Source organism: Nonomuraea sp. NEAU-A123, from assembly GCF_018603905.1.
Classification (GTDB): Bacteria; Actinomycetota; Actinomycetes; order Streptosporangiales; family Streptosporangiaceae; genus Nonomuraea.
Genome location: NZ_JAHFZZ010000052.1, coordinates 1 through 14,678, shown reverse-complemented (window position 1 = coordinate 14,678; position 14,678 = coordinate 1). Strand labels below are relative to the sequence as shown.

The following is a 14,678-nucleotide window of genomic DNA, read 5'->3' as shown; positions in this document are numbered from 1 at the left end:
CCTTACTTCGTGTCGCCATAGAAGACCCAATACTTCGACGCGAGGAAATTCACGCCGGTGAGCCCGGCGATGATGAGCAGCAGGACCCACGCCATAGCGGCCGCGTAGCCCATCTCGTAACTCTTGAAGCCCTTCAAGTACAGATACAGCGTGTAGAACAGCGTGGAATCGGCCGGACCACCCGTGCCGCTGCTGACGATGAACGACTGGGTGAACGACTGGAACGACTTGATCACCTCAAGGACCAGGTTGAAGAAGATGATCGGCGTCAGCAGCGGCAACGTGATCGAGCGGAACTGCCGCAGCCTGCCCGCCCCATCCACCTGAGCCGCCTCGTAGTAGCTCTGCGGAATCTGCCGCAACCCCGCCAGGAAGATCACCATCGGCGCGCCGAACGTCCACACATGCAGCAGGATCAACGTCCCCAGCGCCGTGTCCGGATCGGAGACCCAACCGGCACCCTGAACACCGAAGACGTCCAAAACGGCGTTGACCAGGCCGTCGGAGCCGAAAATCTTCCGCCACAAGATGGCGACCGCCACACTGCCGCCCAGCAGCGACGGCAGATAGTAGATCGACCGGTAGAACGACAACCCGCGCAGACCCCGATCCAGCGCCAACGCCAGCACCAGCGCGAAAGCCAACTGCATCGGCACCGACACGACCACATAGACCGTGGTCACCTTCAACGAGGCCAGGAACCGCGTGTCCACGGTGAACAACTTGCTGTAGTTGTCCCACCCCACCCACTTGGCCGACTCCAGCAGGTTGTAGTCGGTGAACGACAGATACAGCGACGCCAGGATCGGGCCAATCGTGATCACGAACAGACCGACGAACCACGGCGCGAGGAAGACGTAGGCGGTACGCGCCTCACGCCGTCTGTGAGCGTTAACGCGGGAGCCGCGACGACGCCCTCTGGGCGGTTGCGCGCGCGGTGACACGGCCGCAACCGCACTGTCCGGGGTTACAGACATTCATGCACCCCTCTTTTCAGGGCTTGCCCGGCTCGGCGGGATTGGATAGCGCCTTCCTATAGGTGCGCCAAAAGTTTCGTCAACCCTTTGCAGGCGTTACAAAGACGTTACCGATATATCGGTAACTAGATATCCCAGGTCACGAGACAGTCGAGACGAAAGGGTCGGATGAATGTCTGGCTGGTGAATACAACCGGTTGCACTGCAACCTGCAACCGCGTCATGCTGGCGAAACGCCCCTACCACTTGCCCCCGAGATCCTTCAGCGTGAAGACGCCGCCCGCCCGATCGTGCAGCGGCTCGCTCAGATCGGGCTCGCCGTGCTCGGCGATCAGCGCGGCGGCCTGGCCCTCCGAGTCGTCCTGCGACACGTACCCGATCGCCCGGGCCTCCTCCAGCGACCACCAGCGGCGCGCGTTGTCGGAGACGCCCCAGACGACGTGATAGCCGGGCGCGATCAGCGCGGCCTCCACCAGGCGGGCGAGGTCGTCAGGGGAGATCCAGGTGGCCAGGCCGCGCGTGTCGCCCGAGCCGTCGTTGCAGGTGCCCAGCCGGATCACGGTCACGTTCAGGCCGAACCGGTCGTGATAGAGGCTGCCGAGGGCCTCCATGACGACCTTGCTCACCCCATAGAAGGTGTCGGGCCGCGGGAAGGCGTAGTCGGGCAGGTCCGCGCCCGAGGCGGGCCGGGTGTGGAAGCCGGCCGCGTGGTGGCTGCCCATCAGCACCAGGTGCTCGACGCCCTCTTTGCGGGCGGCCTCGAGCAGGGCATGCGTGCCGTCCATGTTGGCCCGTACGATGTCGGCCCACGGATGCTCCCGGCTCTGTCCGCCCAGGTGGATCACCGCGTCGACGCCCTTCATCGCCTCGGCCATGGCCGCCTCGTCGGCGAGGTCGGCCGTCACCATCTCCTCACCGGGCCCGGTCTCCACCGGCTGGAGATCGGAAAGGCGCAGCGTACGGCCGTCACGGGCCAGGCGGGGACGGAGCAGCGTGCCGACCTTGCCGGCGGCACCGGTCATGAGAATGCGCATGAGGGACATTGTTGTACACAACTCTGATCGAACTTCACATTCTTGAATGTTGACCGTGACCTACGTCACTCGTTACGTTCACATGGACAAGCTCCACGTCTGCGACAGTTGTCCACGTATGTGAACGGGAGGCGGTCTGATGTCACGCCAGCTGCTCGGGGCCGCGATTGCGACGGTCCTAGCCGTAACGCTGACAGGCTGCGGCTCCGGGGGATCGAGTTCCGACAACGCGTTAGAGATCTGGATCAGGCAAGCGCCCGATTCCGACTCCGCCAAAACGGCCGTGAAATTGGCCGACGCATTCACGAAGGCCAGCGGGATCAAGACGAAAGTCGTCGCGCTCTTCGACGACTTCGAGACCAAGCTTCAACAGCAGGCAGCTCAGAAGAAGCTACCTGACATCGTCATCAACGACACGGCCCAACTCGGCAACATGCACACGCAGGGCTGGCTGCAGGAGGTCGACAAGGCCAAGCTCGCCGGCGGCGACAAGGTGTCGGAGCAGGCCTGGAAGGCCGCCCAGGGCGCCGACGGCAAGTACTACGGCACACCGTTCTCCGCCCAGGCCTTCGCCCTGATCATCCGCAAGGACTGGCGGGAGAAGGTCGGCATGGAGCCGCCGCAGTCCTGGGACGACCTGGCCAAGCTGGCCGCGGCCTTCACCGACAAGGACCCGGACGGCAACGGCCAGAAGGACACGGCCGGCTTCGTCATCCCCGCGGGCACCAAGCGCGGCTACGCCTCCTGGTACGCCTCCTCACTGATCTACGCCAACGGCGGCGACTTCGTGAAGGCCAACGGCGGCGGCAAGTTCGCCCCCATCGTGAACGACCCCAAGACCGTGGAGGCGGTCCAATACCTGCAGGACCAGTTCTGCAAGGCCAAGACCGTCAACCCGGGCGCGGTCAGCAACGACACCACCGTCACCCACGAGGTGTTCGAGAAGGGCCAGGGCGGCATCTACCTGGTCGGTCCGTACGTGCTCGCCAGGTTCGTCAAGAGCATCGGGACCGACAAGATCGAGGTCATACCGGTGCCCAAGGGCCCGTCGGGCGGCCCCGGCACCCTCGGTGAGGGCGAGAACGTCTACATGATGGCCGGCTCCGACAATGTCGAGGGCCAGAAGAAGTTCGCCGAGTACGCGGTCTCCCCCGACGGCCAGCGGATCGGCATGAACAAGGACGCCAACGGCGCCATCGTCCGCCTGCCGGTCAACTCCCAGGTCGACATGGCCGCCGAACGCCAGGATCCGCGCTGGAAGGTCTTCCAGGAGGCCTACGCCAACGCGGTCTACGCGCCGCCGGTGCCGAACTGGGCGCCGATCCGCCAGGACTCCGCCGACTCCATCAACACCGTGTGGGCCGACTGCTCAGCCAACGTCAAGACCGCGATGGACACGCTGAACACCAAGCTCACCCAGGAACTGCAGACCCAGAAAGCATCATGACTCCGACGCTCACCCAGGCGCGGAGCCACACGGTGACCCCTCGCCGCCGTCCCAAGCGGGCGCGGCGGCGGGGGACCCTCATCGCGTGGGCGTTCCTGTCGCCGGCCTTGCTGCTGTTCCTCTTCTTCAAGTTCATCCCCATGTTCGAGGGCTTGCGGATGAGCTTCTTCGAGGTCCGTCCGTACCTGGGTGACCGGTGGGTGGGCCTCGACAACTACGCCACGATCATGACCGACGACGCCTTCACGGCGGCGATCTGGCACAGCGTCCTGCTGGCTCTGGGCACCACGGCGGGCTCGCTGGTCTTGGGACTGCTGTTCGCCCTGCTCGTCGAGGGACCGGCCCGCTATCTCTGGTTCATCAGGACCGCGGCGTTCCTGCCGGTGGTGACCACGATGGCGGCGGTCGCCGAGGTCTGGCGGATCATGTACCACCCCGCCGACAGCGGCATGGTCAACAGCATCCTCGGCTGGATCGCCCTGGAACCGCAGCCCTTCCTGGCCAGCGAGCACTCCTCGCTGCTGTCGATCATGGGCATGAACATCTGGCGCGGCACGCCGTACGACATGATGATCTTCCTGGCCGGATTGGTCGGCGTGGACCGCACACTGTACGAGGCCGCCGCCGTGGACGGAGCCACGACGTGGCACCGGTTGCGGCACATCACGCTGCCCGCGCTGCGCCCGGTGTTCTGGATCCTGTTCACCCTCGCCGCCATCCGCGGACTGCGCGTCTTCGTCGAGGTGTACGTGCTGACGAACGGCGGGCCGAACGGGTCGTCCGAAGTGCTGATGACCCTGATCTACAAGCTCGGGTTCCAGAAGAGCGAGCTGGGCATCGCAGCGGCCGGCGGGATCGTGTTGTTCGTGGCGACCCTGCTGCTCACCGTCCTGGTCCAGGTCATGCGCAGGAGGCAGAACGCATGATGAGATTCGACAGTGCGCTCGGCCTGGAGGCCAGGCGAGGCCCCCTGGCCACGGTCGGCAAGGTTCTGGCCTACGCCTTCATGGTGATCGTCTTCACCGGGCCGCTCGTCGGGCTGCTGGTCAGTGCCTTCAACAAGACCCTCGACCCGACCGCTTTCTCGCTCTGGCCCGACGACTTCACGCTGGAGAACTTCGTCCAGGCCGGCAAGAAGAACGTCTACCACTACCTGTTCAACTCGTTCGTGGTGGTCGGGTTCGGGCTGCTGCTCCAGATGCTGGTGAGCGTCTTCGCCGCCTACGCGCTCGCGCGCAAGAAGTTCCGGGGCATGGCGTTCGTGATGCTGATCATGCTGGCGACGATGATGCTGCCCGAGGAGATCATCGCGATCCCGCTCTCGCTGGTGCTCGCCGACATGCCCATCATCCACGCGGACCTCATCGGAACGTACGCGGGCATGATCCTGCCCGTCGGCGCCTGGGGCTTCTCCATCCTGGTCATGACCGAGTTCATGAAGGAAGTGCCGGTCGAGCTGGAGGAGGCCGCGCGCATCGACGGCGCGGGCGAGCTGCGGATCTTCTTCGGCATCATCCTGCCGCTGTGCCGGCCCGCGCTCGGCGTCATCGGCGTCTTCGGCTTCACCATGATCTGGGACCAGTACCTGCTCCCGCTGATCGTGGCGCCCGAGTCGAGCATGTGGACCCTGCCCATCGCGCTGCGCTCGCTGCGCTCCGACGAGGAGGTCGGCATCGGCGTACTGCTCGCGGCGACGCTGCTCGCGCTGCTGCCGTCGATCATCGCCTTCCTTGCCTTCCAGCGGCAGTTCATGCGTGGCCTCACCAGCGGCGCCATCAAGGGTTAGATGTCCATGTATCTGGATGGGATCCCATATGCTGACAATCTGAAGCCGCTGTCGAGATGGGATGAGTATGGAGCCCCAGCTAGTCAAGTCCGCCGAGCGGACGGTCCGCATCCTGGAGACCCTGGCCGCCTCTCACGAGACCCTGACACTGTCGGAGCTCCAGCAGCACACGGGATTCCCGCGCAGCTCGCTCCACGCCCTGATGCGCACGCTCGTCGAGCTGAACTGGGTCGAGACCGACTCCGCCAGGTCATCCTTCGGCATCGGGCCGCACGCGCTGCTGACCGGCACCGCGTACCTCGACAAGGACCCCGCGCTGCCCCTGGCCCAGGAGACGCTGGAGGACCTGCGCGCGGAGACCGGCCAGACCGCACATTTCGCCCGCCGCGACGAAGCACACGTCCTCTACCTGGCGACCAGGGAGTCACGGGAGGCGCACCACGTGATCCCGAGGGTGGGCCGGCGGCTGCCCGCCCACGTCACGGCCCTCGGCCAGGTGCTGCTCGCCCAGCTCACCGACGACGAGGTCGCGGCCCTGCTGCCCGACCCGCTAGCACCGATCACCGAGCACACATTCACCGATCCGGCCAAGCTGATCGGCGAGCTCGACCAGGTACGCACCCGCGGCTGGGCCTATGAACGCGAGCAGGGCACCCCCGGCGTGGCGTGCGTGGCGGTGGCCGTCGACTACCGGATCCCCGCCACTGACGCGATCAGCGTCTCGATGCCGGCGGGCCTGGCACCCACCGCGGTCGAGAAGATCACCGATGCGGTGATCAAACACACTCGCAAGCTGGCTGCCACTCTTCGCCGGGAGGGCATCCGCTAGGAAGGACCGTTGATGCGGCTAGATGGTGTTCTCTTCTTTCCCGTGACCCCCTACGGCACTGATGGCGACATAGCCGAACAGATAGTGGCCGAGCACGTCGCCCAGGGGGTCGCCGCCGGGGCCGGAGGAGTGTTCACCGCGTGCGGCACAGGCGAGTTCAACGCGCTCGACCTCGCCGACTACACCAAGGTCGTGGCCGCCTCGGTGACTGCCACCGGCGGCCGAGTACCTGTCTTCGCCGGCGCCGGCGGCCCACTGCCCACCGCCAAGGCGCTCGCCCGCGCGGCGGCCGACAACGGAGCCGACGGCCTGCTGCTGATGCCCCCCTACCTGGTCACCGCTCCCCCGGACGGTCTGGTCCGCTACGTACGCGAGGTGGCCTCAGCCGGCGGTCTGCCCGTCATCATCTACCAGCGCGGCACCGCCCGCTTCTCCCCCTCGGCCGTGGCCACCCTGGCCCAGGTGCCCGAGATCATCGGCTTCAAGGACGGGCTCGGCGACTTCGACCTGCTCCAGCGCATCATCCTGACCGTCCGCCGGTCCACGGACCGGGAGTTCACGTTCTTCAACGGACTGCCCACCGCCGAGCTGACCGTCCCCGCCTACCGGGGGCTGGGCGTGACGCTGTACTCCAGCGCGGTGTTCGCCTTCGCACCGGAGATCGCGCTGGCCTTTCACAAGGCGGTGACCGGGGATGACGAGGTGCTGGTGCAGCGCCTGCTGACCGACTTCTACCTGCCGCTGGTGGAGCTGCGCGATCGGGTGCCGGGGTACGCGGTCTCGCTGGTCAAGGCGGGGGTGCGGTTGCGGGGGTTGGAGGTCGGCGGGGTACGGGCTCCGCTGGTCGATCCGTCGGCTGAGGATCTGGCGGAGCTGGAACGGATCCTCGCGATCGGCTTGGAGATCGCCGGAGCTTAAAGTGCTCCTTCCCTTCTCCCTCCCCCGAACCAGCCAGGAAGACGCGCCCCTCCACCCCCGGGGCGCGTCTCTGCATCACTCCCGCCCCTAACGCCCCAACGCACCATCCACCCGGCGCGGAACACTCAGCGGGTTGTCGTCCCTGAGCTCCTCCGGGAGCAACTCCTCCGGCCAGTCCTGGTAGGCCGTCGGCACCAGCCACCGGTCGATGGCCGTCGCGCCGACCGACGTGTGCGCGGCCGCCGTCGAAGCCGGCCACGGACCGCTGTGATGCATCGCCCAGCACACCGCCACCCCGGTGGGCCACCCGTTCCAGATCAGCCGCCCGGCCCTACGCCCGAGCACCTCGGCGACCTCACCGGCCTCGCCGGGGTCGGTGGCGTGCACGGTGGCCGTCAGCGACCCATCCAGCCGCTCCAGCACAGGCCGCAGATCCGAAATTTCGCGATAAGTCACAACGATCGACGCCGGCCCGAAGCACTCCTCGCCGATGCCCGGCAGCTTCTCCGCGAACGAGTCGAGATCCGTGGTGAACACCTTGGGCGTGACCGCCCAACTCCCCTCCCCCGCCTTGCCCTCGGCCAGCAGCGGCAGCTCGCCGAGCCGTTGCAGCCCGCCCTCGTAGCCGTCCCTGATCCGTTCGGCCAGCATCGGCCCGCCGGTGGTGCCCTCGACGGCCTCGGCCAGCGCCTTGCGCAGCTCGTCGTTCTCAGGCACGAACATCAGCCCGGGATTCGTACAGAACTGCCCGACCCCCATCGTCAGCGACGCGGCGAACCCGGTGGCCACCTCCGCCACGGGCGCGGACGGCAGCACGACGACCGGGTTGACGCTGCCCAGCTCGCCGAAGAACGGGATCGGCGCCTCCCGATCGTCGATCAGCCCCTGGATCGCCTTGCCACCCGCGACAGACCCGGTGAACCCGGCCGCGACCACGCTCGGGTGCTGCACCAGGTCGGCGCCCGCCTGCATGCCCTGCACCAGCCCCAGCAGATCGGGGTACGGCAGAGCCTTGCGGACGATGCGGGCGACCTGCTCGGAAGTGTTCGGGTGGCCGGGATGCGCCTTCACGACGACCGCGCAACCGGCGGCCAGCGCCGAGGCGGTGTCGCCACCCGCCACGGAGAACGCGAACGGGAAGTTGCTCGCCGCGAACACCGCGACCACACCGGCCAGCGGCTGCTTCATCCGGCGTACGTCGGGCCTGGGCGGGGCGGCCGAGGGATCGGCGTGGTCGATGATGGCGTCGACGTAGCCGCCGTCCCTGAGCACCTGGGCGAACAGCCGGAACTGCCCGGCCGTACGAGCGACCTCACCGCGCAGCCGCACCTCTCCCAGCGCGGTCTCACTGTCGGCGGTCTGCCACAGCTCGTCCACCTTCGCGGCGAGAGCGTCGGCGACGGCCTCCAGCGCTTCGGCCCGTTCGGCGGCCGGCGTCGCCCGCCAGGCCGCGCCCGCGGCTGCCGCGGCGGAAACCACCAGGTCGACCCCGGCTCGGTCGGTTTCCGGCAGGGCGGTGCCCACGGTCTCGCCGGTCCTGGGGTCGTGTCCGTAGATCATCGAATGGCCCTTCGGAGTCTTGACACTGCTTCATGTTGATTCTTACAGTTGCCGCAACCTGTCCACAAACCTGGCAAGTGTTCACATATATGGACGGCGGTCATATGATCATCCGGCAGATCCACGTCACCCCCGTAGCCTTCAGGGATCCGCCACTGCTGAACGCCGCCGGGGTGCACGAACCCTGGGCGCTGCGGACGATCGTCGAGGTGGTCACCGACGAGGGACTGAGCGGCCTCGGCGAGACGTACGGTGACCTGGCCCATCTCACCAAGGTACGCGAATGCGCCGAAGCGCTGGTCGGCGTGGACGTGCATGCGACGAACGAGATGTACGCCAGGATCAGCGCGATCGTCGGCGACGTGGTGACCGATATGCATGGCTTGACCGGGGCCGCGACCCAGGAGAAGAGCATCGATCGGGTGTTCGCGGCTTTCGAGGTGGCCTGCCTGGACATTCGCGGCAAGGCAGCCGGTGTGCCCGTGGTCGACCTGCTGGGCGGCCGCGTACGCGACGCCGTACCGTACAGCGCCTATCTCTTCTACAAGTGGGCGGGGCATCCGGGCGGCGAGCCCGACAGGTTCGGCGCGGCGCTCGACCCGGCGGGGCTGGTCGACCAGGCGTCGATGCTGATCAAAGAGTACGGTTTCGCGTCGATCAAGGTCAAAGGCGGCGTGTTCGCACCTCAGGAAGAGGTCGAGGCGATCGTGGCCCTGCGGGAGGCGTTCCCCGGCGTGCCGCTCCGCCTCGACCCGAACGCCGCCTGGACCGTCGAGACCTCCATCCAGGTAGGACAAGCGCTGGAAGGCAGCCTGCAGTATCTGGAAGACCCCACGCCGGGAATTCCCGGCATGTCGAAGGTCGCCGCCGAAGTGCCGATGCCGCTGGCCACCAACATGTGCGTGGTGACACCCGAGCACCTGCCGCCCGCCATCGCCGCCAGAGCGATCGGAGTGCTGCTGCTCGACCACCACTACTGGGGCGGGCTCGTACGTTCCTCGCATATCGCCGCGCTGTGTGACACGTTCGGGCTGGAGCTGTCCATGCACTCCAACTCCCACCTCGGGATCAGCCTGGCCGCGATGACCCACCTGGCCGCCGCCACCCCCAATCTCACCCACGCCTGCGACACCCACACACCCTGGCAGAACGGGCAGGACGTGGTCGCGCCGGGCGCGTTGCGGTTCGTCGACGGCGCCGTACCCGTCCCCGACGGACCTGGCCTCGGCATCGAACTGGACCGGGACGCCTTGGCCGTGATGCACGAGCGATATCTCGCGTGCGGAATCACCGAACGCGACGACACCACCTACATGCAGCGCTTCGAGCCTGCCTTCTCTGCGAGGAGACCGCGCTGGTGAACGTGGCCTACGCCTACCCCTGGGACATCGTCGGCGACCCGTCGGCCCCTTCGCGCCTCGCGGAGCTGGGCGTCGAGGCCGTGGCGTTGGCGGCCAGCTATCACTCCACCCGCGCGGCAACGCCGTATCACCCCGCGCACCGGGTGCTGGACGTCCCCTATTCGGCTTTCTACCTACCAGTACGCTCCTCCTCCTGGGGACGCCTGACACCGGCCTCTCCGACCTGGACACCCACGGACGCCTTCCTGCAGGCCCGAGATGCTCTGAAGGCCGTCGGGCTGCAGGTGCACGCGTGGACGGTCTTGACGCACAACTCATTCCTGGGCGGCGTACACCCTGACCTGGTGGTGCGTAACGCATTCGGTGATCCCTATCCCTATGCGTTGTGTCCGGCTTACGAGGACGTGGTCGAGTACTGCGAACATCTGGTCAGCGAGATCCTGGCCGTCGGAGAGCCGGATGGGCTCATCCTTGAGGCGTGCGGCCCCATGGGGTTCGGGCACCAGAGCGTGCACGAGAAGACGGCGGGCGCCGACTGGACGTCCGTACACAGTGACCTGCTGACACTCTGCTTCTGCACGGCCTGCGCGCCCCGCTACCCGGAGGGCACCAGAGACCGCGTCCGCGCGACCATCGACGGCCCTCCCGCCAGGGCCGTAACCTCTCCCGCGGAGACCTCTTTCGTGCCCGCCTCGGCATCCCCAGCACCTACATCGCCGCCGTCTCCCGCGACCGTGGAGGCCGCTCTCGGCCCACTCGCCGACGACGTCCGAGCCGTACGCGTCGATTTGTCAGCATCACTCCGCACCCGCCTCATCGCCGTGGCCCGCAAGACCGCGCCGAACGTCCCCATCACCCTGCACGCCAACCCTGACCCGTGGGCGGCCAGCTCGTTCGCCGCCCTCCCCACCGGCGAACCCGGAGCGGACGTCCTGGTGGGCAACTGCTGGGGCGACCCGACTTCGGACGCCGCCCGCCTGGCCAAGCTCGGCGAACTCTGCGAACCCGGACAACGAGTGGGCGCGTACGTCCTGGCCCTACCCCCACGCCCCGCCGACGGCCAGGCGCTCGCCGAGCAGCTCCGAACGTACGCCAAGGCAGGCGCCACGGACTTCCACCTTTACCACGCCGGCCTAGCCTCCCCCCACCGTCTCGCCTCCATGGCCGAAGCCCTACGCCTCATCCACTGACACCAAAGCCCGGGCCTCGCTCTTTGGCGGGGCCCACACGCTTTCTCCTCGCGTGGGCAGCTTCATTCCAGTCCGCATCTTCTGGTTAGCTCGTGACTTCTCTCGGCGTCCACGGCTTCTGCGCGTTCACAATTTCTTCCAGCCCGGCTCCGGCTTCCGCGTTGGCACGGCTACTTCCAACCCACCCGCCCGGGCCCATCCAGGAGTGCCGGTCGCGCGGAAGGGCTTGGAACCCATCGCCCCACGCACCAACCCGGCATCCTCCTGCCTTGGGAAAGGAGAATGCGGCACTTGACAGCCTGTTCGCTGCCACCGCGCGAGTCGGCCCTGAACCCCACCCCCGCCTCCGTGGACGTGACCCGTGCCCATGCGCCGGCGCGGGTACGCAACCGTAGAGAAGCGACGAAAGCGCCGCCTCGGAAAGACGGAGACATGACACCCTCGCAAGATCACCACCGAGCGACAGGCTTGGGCAGTTACAGGCGAGTGGCGGCCAGCTCTTTCAAACGAGGCTCTCCGACCATGGTCAGCATGTCGGTGTGGAGTGGATACCAGCCCAGTTGACGGCGGGTACGTGGGGCGCGGCAGCGGCTGGATGCTGCCATGATCAGGGCACCGAACCGACCCCAGATATCGGCCGCCTCTCCTTCGCCGACACTGCGTGCGCCGCATCCCAAGTCGTCGGCCACCCGCTCCGCGATCCACCGGTTCGGGATCTCACCCGCGACGGCGTGGTACAGCGCTCCTGGGATCCCCTTGTCCAAGGCCAGGGCGAACAGGAGGGTGACGTCGTCGATGTGAACGTGGCTGTAGGTGTTCAGGCCTTCGCCGACGTAGCAGGCCGCTCCGGTGGCGGCCACCGACTGGTAGACCATCGACAGGTGCCCGTGGTCCCCAGGCCCCCAAATCAGACCGGGACGGATGACCATCGCGCGTATGCCGTGTGAGACGGCGGCCAGCACCGTGTCCTCGACGGCCTTGCGTGCGGCGGCCAGGGGTTCGACGGTGAAGGGATCGTCTTCGGCGAAACTGTCCGAGCTCCAGGAGCCCGCGGTGCGCTGGAGGAACACGCCGCTTCCGGAGAGGAACACCAGTGTCTTTCCGCTGCCGGCCAGAGTCTGGATCAGGTCGTCAAGAGTGGCGGTTTCTTGGGCCGGATCCGCCTGGGCCGCGTATATGACGGTGTCGGCAAGGCTTGCCGCCGTGATCATCTCGGGCCGCCGCGTCTCCAGATCCCCCGGGGCCGGGGTGATGCCCCGCGCCTTGAGGGTGACAGCGGCGGCCTCGGTGCGGGCCAGGCCGGTGACGTGATGCCCGGAGCCCGCAAGATGGCGGGCTATGGCCCCGCCGACGAACCCGGTGGCGCCAATGATGAAGATCTTCATGGCGGTTCCCCTCAGCTCGGCAGCGGGCTGATCTCGCCGCCGTCGGCGAAGAGGATCGCGCCGTTGATGTAGCTGCTGGCGGGACTGGCCAGGAAGGCAACGATTTCGGCGATCTCGTGGGGTTCACCCGCCCGGCCTCGGGCGTTGGTCTGGTCCAGTGCGCCGATCTGGTCTCCGAACATTGCGGAGGTGCCTTCGGTCTTCACCGGGCCGGGTGAGACGGTGTTGACCCGCACCCCGCTGCCACCGAACTCGGTGGCCCAGTAGCGGGTGAGGATCTCGACGCCGGCCTTGGAGGCCGCATAGGCGGCGCCGATCGGCGCGGGCGTCCTGGCAGCGCTGGATCCGATGGTGATGACCACACCATGTCCCCGCCTGGCCATGGCCGGGGCGAGTGCGCCGACCAAGAGGAACGGGGCACGGGTGTTGACCGCGATGTGACGGTCGAAGCCGGCGGCGTCGGTCTGTGCGGTCGACGCGAAGGCGTAGAGGCCGGCGTTGTTGACCAGGATGTCCACCTCACCCGCCTCTGAGGCCAACCGCAGCGTGTCTTCAGCGTCGGTCAAGTCTGCGGCAATGAACCGGGCGGATCCACTCCACTGCGCGATCTCCTTTGCCAGGGCCTCGCCGCGAACGCGATCTCTCCCGTGAAGAACCACCTCCGCACCCTGTTCAACCAGACGCCGAGCCACGGCACGACCAATGCCCGAGGTAGCTCCGGTCACCAGGGCGGTGCTGCCCTGCAGCGGGGTGTTGACACTCATGACGATCTCACTTCCTGTCCGCGTAGGTAGGAGGCTGCGCACACAGCAGAGCCGCCGCTATCGGCAGGGGCGCAGCCTTCATCCCGAAACTATGCACGGCAGATGTTCTGTTGGCAAGAACATCTGCCGCACTGCACAGATGCGGTATATTGTCGGCGTGAGCGCTTCGCCTTCCGCTTCGCCTTCCGCTTCGCCTTCCGCTTCGCCTTCCGCTTCGCCTTCCGCTTCGCCTTCCGCCGCCACCAGCGCCGATGCCGGAGCATGCGTCGCCACCGGCGAAGCCGGGCTCGACTCGGATCTGGGGTGGGCTATCCGCATGGTCTCCTCAGCCTTCCGCCGAGTGGCCACCAGTTCCGTTGAGGACCTGCCCGGCGGGCCGCGGGGCTACCTCGTCCTGGTCGCCGTGGCGTCCGGCGAGCCGCCGTCCCAGCTTGCTCTCGCTCGGCAGGTGAACCTCGACCGTACGGTCATGACCTACCTGCTTGACGACCTTGAGGCACGTCAGCTGATCACCCGCAGGCCCGACCCCCGCGACCGGCGGGCGCGCCAAGTCTTGATCACCGAAGAGGGGCGCGCCCACCTTGAGCGCACCCAGCAGAGCCTCTCCATCGCCGAAGCGCGCCTGCTCGCCGACCTCGATGAGCACGACGCCCGCCAACTGCGCCTTCTCCTGACGCGAGTTGCCCAAACTGCTCAGCGCGAGGCGCTGACCCCTGAGGCTGACTGCTGAGGAAGGCCCGAGACGCACACGCGACGACGTAGCCACCCCACACGTCACCGAACGCGACTCCGCCGCCCGACCCGGCACGACTCACCTGGCTCGCGGCGCTCTGCTTGACCATGGCCGCCACGGCGCCACTTCCCCCGTTCTACGCGGCCTCGATGGTCGTCGACAGACTCGAGTTCACAGGTAGTTGCCCGGCCATCTAGTTGCCCGGCCCTCGCCGTCTGGTCCGAAACTTCGGTGGTGCTTCGGGGCGGCCCTCCCGTTCGCGCCGGGCCTGTTCGCGCCGGGCGAGCTAGTTCGCAATCGTCCGGAGTTATTGGAGGCCTGCCATCGCGCCCTGATCGGCGATCCCTAACGTCTCCGACGACCACCGCGCCGGACCACGGCCGACCACGAGTTGCGGTCGATAACTGGTGGAGCTACTCAAAGCGCCTGCGTCGGCTGGCACCGAGGCTAAACGCCTCTACTTGATCTTTCATAGTTGAAAAATCGTCTTGTGGACGGTTGAACCTCACAGACATCCTCGCCAGCAGGAAGAGCTAACGACTTCCCTCGAACCCGGCCGGACCAAGGTGCCGTGCCGTCGGCCATTCCGCCAACTTCATGTCAGCTTCTCGGCCGTAAACGACCGAGCTTGCAGCTCCTCACCGTCGCTGGCTTCGGCGGCGAGGTCCGCGTCAGGCAGCGTGACTCACTGCCC

The 14,678-nt window shown here is 67.2% G+C and carries 14 protein-coding genes; 8 read left to right on the top strand and 6 right to left on the bottom strand.

The window, feature by feature from the left end; translation table 11 throughout:
- Nucleotides 1-2: 2 nt before the first annotated feature.
- Both KLK06_RS58990 and KLK06_RS58985 read right to left on the bottom strand, forming a co-directional pair.
- Entirely contained in the window at nucleotides 3-977 is a 975-nt protein-coding gene (locus KLK06_RS58990) for a carbohydrate ABC transporter permease (protein ID WP_214644674.1), read from the bottom strand.
- A gap of 239 nt (nucleotides 978-1,216) precedes the next feature.
- Nucleotides 1,217-2,011 carry an NAD(P)-dependent oxidoreductase gene (locus tag KLK06_RS58985; protein WP_250907732.1) on the bottom strand — a complete coding sequence of 265 codons (795 nt, stop codon included), beginning with the start codon at nucleotides 2,009-2,011 and terminating at the stop codon, nucleotides 1,217-1,219.
- A 139-nt stretch (nucleotides 2,012-2,150) separates the two neighbouring features.
- Between KLK06_RS58985 and KLK06_RS58980 the strand changes: the two genes are divergently transcribed.
- The 5 genes from KLK06_RS58980 to KLK06_RS58960 all read left to right on the top strand — a co-directional run bounded on the left by KLK06_RS58980 (nucleotide 2,151) and on the right by KLK06_RS58960 (nucleotide 6,991).
- A complete protein-coding gene (locus tag KLK06_RS58980) occupies nucleotides 2,151-3,458 on the top strand; it encodes a sugar ABC transporter substrate-binding protein (protein ID WP_214644673.1) in 1,308 nt (435 codons plus the stop codon).
- Nucleotides 3,455-4,384 (top strand): carbohydrate ABC transporter permease, encoded by a 930-nt coding sequence (locus KLK06_RS58975; RefSeq protein ID WP_214644672.1) that lies wholly within the window; start codon nucleotides 3,455-3,457, stop codon nucleotides 4,382-4,384. Before KLK06_RS58980 ends, KLK06_RS58975 begins: the two co-directional genes overlap by 4 nt.
- Entirely contained in the window at nucleotides 4,381-5,244 is an 864-nt protein-coding gene (locus KLK06_RS58970; protein WP_250907731.1) for a carbohydrate ABC transporter permease, read from the top strand. The genes KLK06_RS58975 and KLK06_RS58970 overlap by 4 nt, the downstream gene beginning before the upstream one ends.
- Before the next feature lie 67 nt (nucleotides 5,245-5,311).
- A complete protein-coding gene (locus KLK06_RS58965; protein WP_214644671.1) occupies nucleotides 5,312-6,073 on the top strand; it encodes an IclR family transcriptional regulator in 762 nt (253 codons plus the stop codon).
- 12 nt (nucleotides 6,074-6,085) lie between these two features.
- On the top strand, nucleotides 6,086-6,991 hold the full coding sequence (locus tag KLK06_RS58960) for a 5-dehydro-4-deoxyglucarate dehydratase (RefSeq protein WP_214644670.1): 906 nt from the start codon (nucleotides 6,086-6,088) through the stop codon (nucleotides 6,989-6,991).
- A gap of 87 nt (nucleotides 6,992-7,078) precedes the next feature.
- Here KLK06_RS58960 and KLK06_RS58955 read toward each other — a convergent pair whose 3' ends face one another.
- Nucleotides 7,079-8,551, bottom strand: coding sequence for an aldehyde dehydrogenase (NADP(+)) (locus KLK06_RS58955; RefSeq protein WP_214644669.1), 1,473 nt, complete (start codon nucleotides 8,549-8,551; stop codon nucleotides 7,079-7,081).
- A 104-nt stretch (nucleotides 8,552-8,655) separates the two neighbouring features.
- On the opposite strand from KLK06_RS58955, the gene KLK06_RS58950 reads away from it, so the two are divergent.
- Nucleotides 8,656-9,912 (top strand): glucarate dehydratase family protein, encoded by a 1,257-nt coding sequence (locus KLK06_RS58950; RefSeq protein ID WP_214644668.1) that lies wholly within the window; start codon nucleotides 8,656-8,658, stop codon nucleotides 9,910-9,912.
- Nucleotides 9,909-11,102, top strand: a complete 1,194-nt coding sequence (locus KLK06_RS58945; RefSeq protein ID WP_214644667.1) for a hypothetical protein — start codon at nucleotides 9,909-9,911, stop codon at nucleotides 11,100-11,102. Before KLK06_RS58950 ends, KLK06_RS58945 begins: the two co-directional genes overlap by 4 nt.
- 476 nt (nucleotides 11,103-11,578) lie before the next feature.
- Here the strand turns inward: KLK06_RS58945 and KLK06_RS58940 are convergent, their stop codons facing one another.
- The 3 genes from KLK06_RS58940 to KLK06_RS58930 all read right to left on the bottom strand — a co-directional run bounded on the left by KLK06_RS58940 (nucleotide 11,579) and on the right by KLK06_RS58930 (nucleotide 13,524).
- Nucleotides 11,579-12,487 carry an NAD-dependent epimerase/dehydratase family protein gene (locus tag KLK06_RS58940; RefSeq protein WP_214644666.1) on the bottom strand — a complete coding sequence of 303 codons (909 nt, stop codon included), beginning with the start codon at nucleotides 12,485-12,487 and terminating at the stop codon, nucleotides 11,579-11,581.
- Between the two features lie 11 nt (nucleotides 12,488-12,498).
- Entirely contained in the window at nucleotides 12,499-13,251 is a 753-nt protein-coding gene (locus KLK06_RS58935; RefSeq protein WP_214644665.1) for an SDR family NAD(P)-dependent oxidoreductase, read from the bottom strand.
- A gap of 78 nt (nucleotides 13,252-13,329) precedes the next feature.
- Nucleotides 13,330-13,524: a hypothetical protein gene (locus KLK06_RS58930; protein WP_214644664.1), complete on the bottom strand. Its 195-nt coding sequence runs from the start codon at nucleotides 13,522-13,524 to the stop codon at nucleotides 13,330-13,332.
- A 67-nt stretch (nucleotides 13,525-13,591) separates the two neighbouring features.
- On the opposite strand from KLK06_RS58930, the gene KLK06_RS58925 reads away from it, so the two are divergent.
- Nucleotides 13,592-13,981 carry a MarR family winged helix-turn-helix transcriptional regulator gene (locus KLK06_RS58925; RefSeq protein WP_214644663.1) on the top strand — a complete coding sequence of 130 codons (390 nt, stop codon included), beginning with the start codon at nucleotides 13,592-13,594 and terminating at the stop codon, nucleotides 13,979-13,981.
- Nucleotides 13,982-14,678: the final 697 nt, after the last annotated feature.

Coding starts and splice junctions, on each gene's coding strand:
- KLK06_RS58975 (WP_214644672.1), top strand. CDS start 3,455: ATGACTCCGACGCTCACCCAGGCGCGGAGCCACACGGTGACCCCTCGC.
- KLK06_RS58965 (WP_214644671.1), top strand. CDS start 5,312: ATGGAGCCCCAGCTAGTCAAGTCCGCCGAGCGGACGGTCCGCATCCTG.
- KLK06_RS58990 (WP_214644674.1), bottom strand. CDS start 977: ATGTCTGTAACCCCGGACAGTGCGGTTGCGGCCGTGTCACCGCGCGCG.
- KLK06_RS58955 (WP_214644669.1), bottom strand. CDS start 8,551: ATGATCTACGGACACGACCCCAGGACCGGCGAGACCGTGGGCACCGCC.
- KLK06_RS58985 (WP_250907732.1), bottom strand. CDS start 2,011: ATGCGCATTCTCATGACCGGTGCCGCCGGCAAGGTCGGCACGCTGCTC.
- KLK06_RS58980 (WP_214644673.1), top strand. CDS start 2,151: ATGTCACGCCAGCTGCTCGGGGCCGCGATTGCGACGGTCCTAGCCGTA.
- KLK06_RS58950 (WP_214644668.1), top strand. CDS start 8,656: ATGATCATCCGGCAGATCCACGTCACCCCCGTAGCCTTCAGGGATCCG.
- KLK06_RS58960 (WP_214644670.1), top strand. CDS start 6,086: ATGCGGCTAGATGGTGTTCTCTTCTTTCCCGTGACCCCCTACGGCACT.
- KLK06_RS58970 (WP_250907731.1), top strand. CDS start 4,381: ATGATGAGATTCGACAGTGCGCTCGGCCTGGAGGCCAGGCGAGGCCCC.
- KLK06_RS58940 (WP_214644666.1), bottom strand. CDS start 12,487: ATGAAGATCTTCATCATTGGCGCCACCGGGTTCGTCGGCGGGGCCATA.
- KLK06_RS58935 (WP_214644665.1), bottom strand. CDS start 13,251: ATGAGTGTCAACACCCCGCTGCAGGGCAGCACCGCCCTGGTGACCGGA.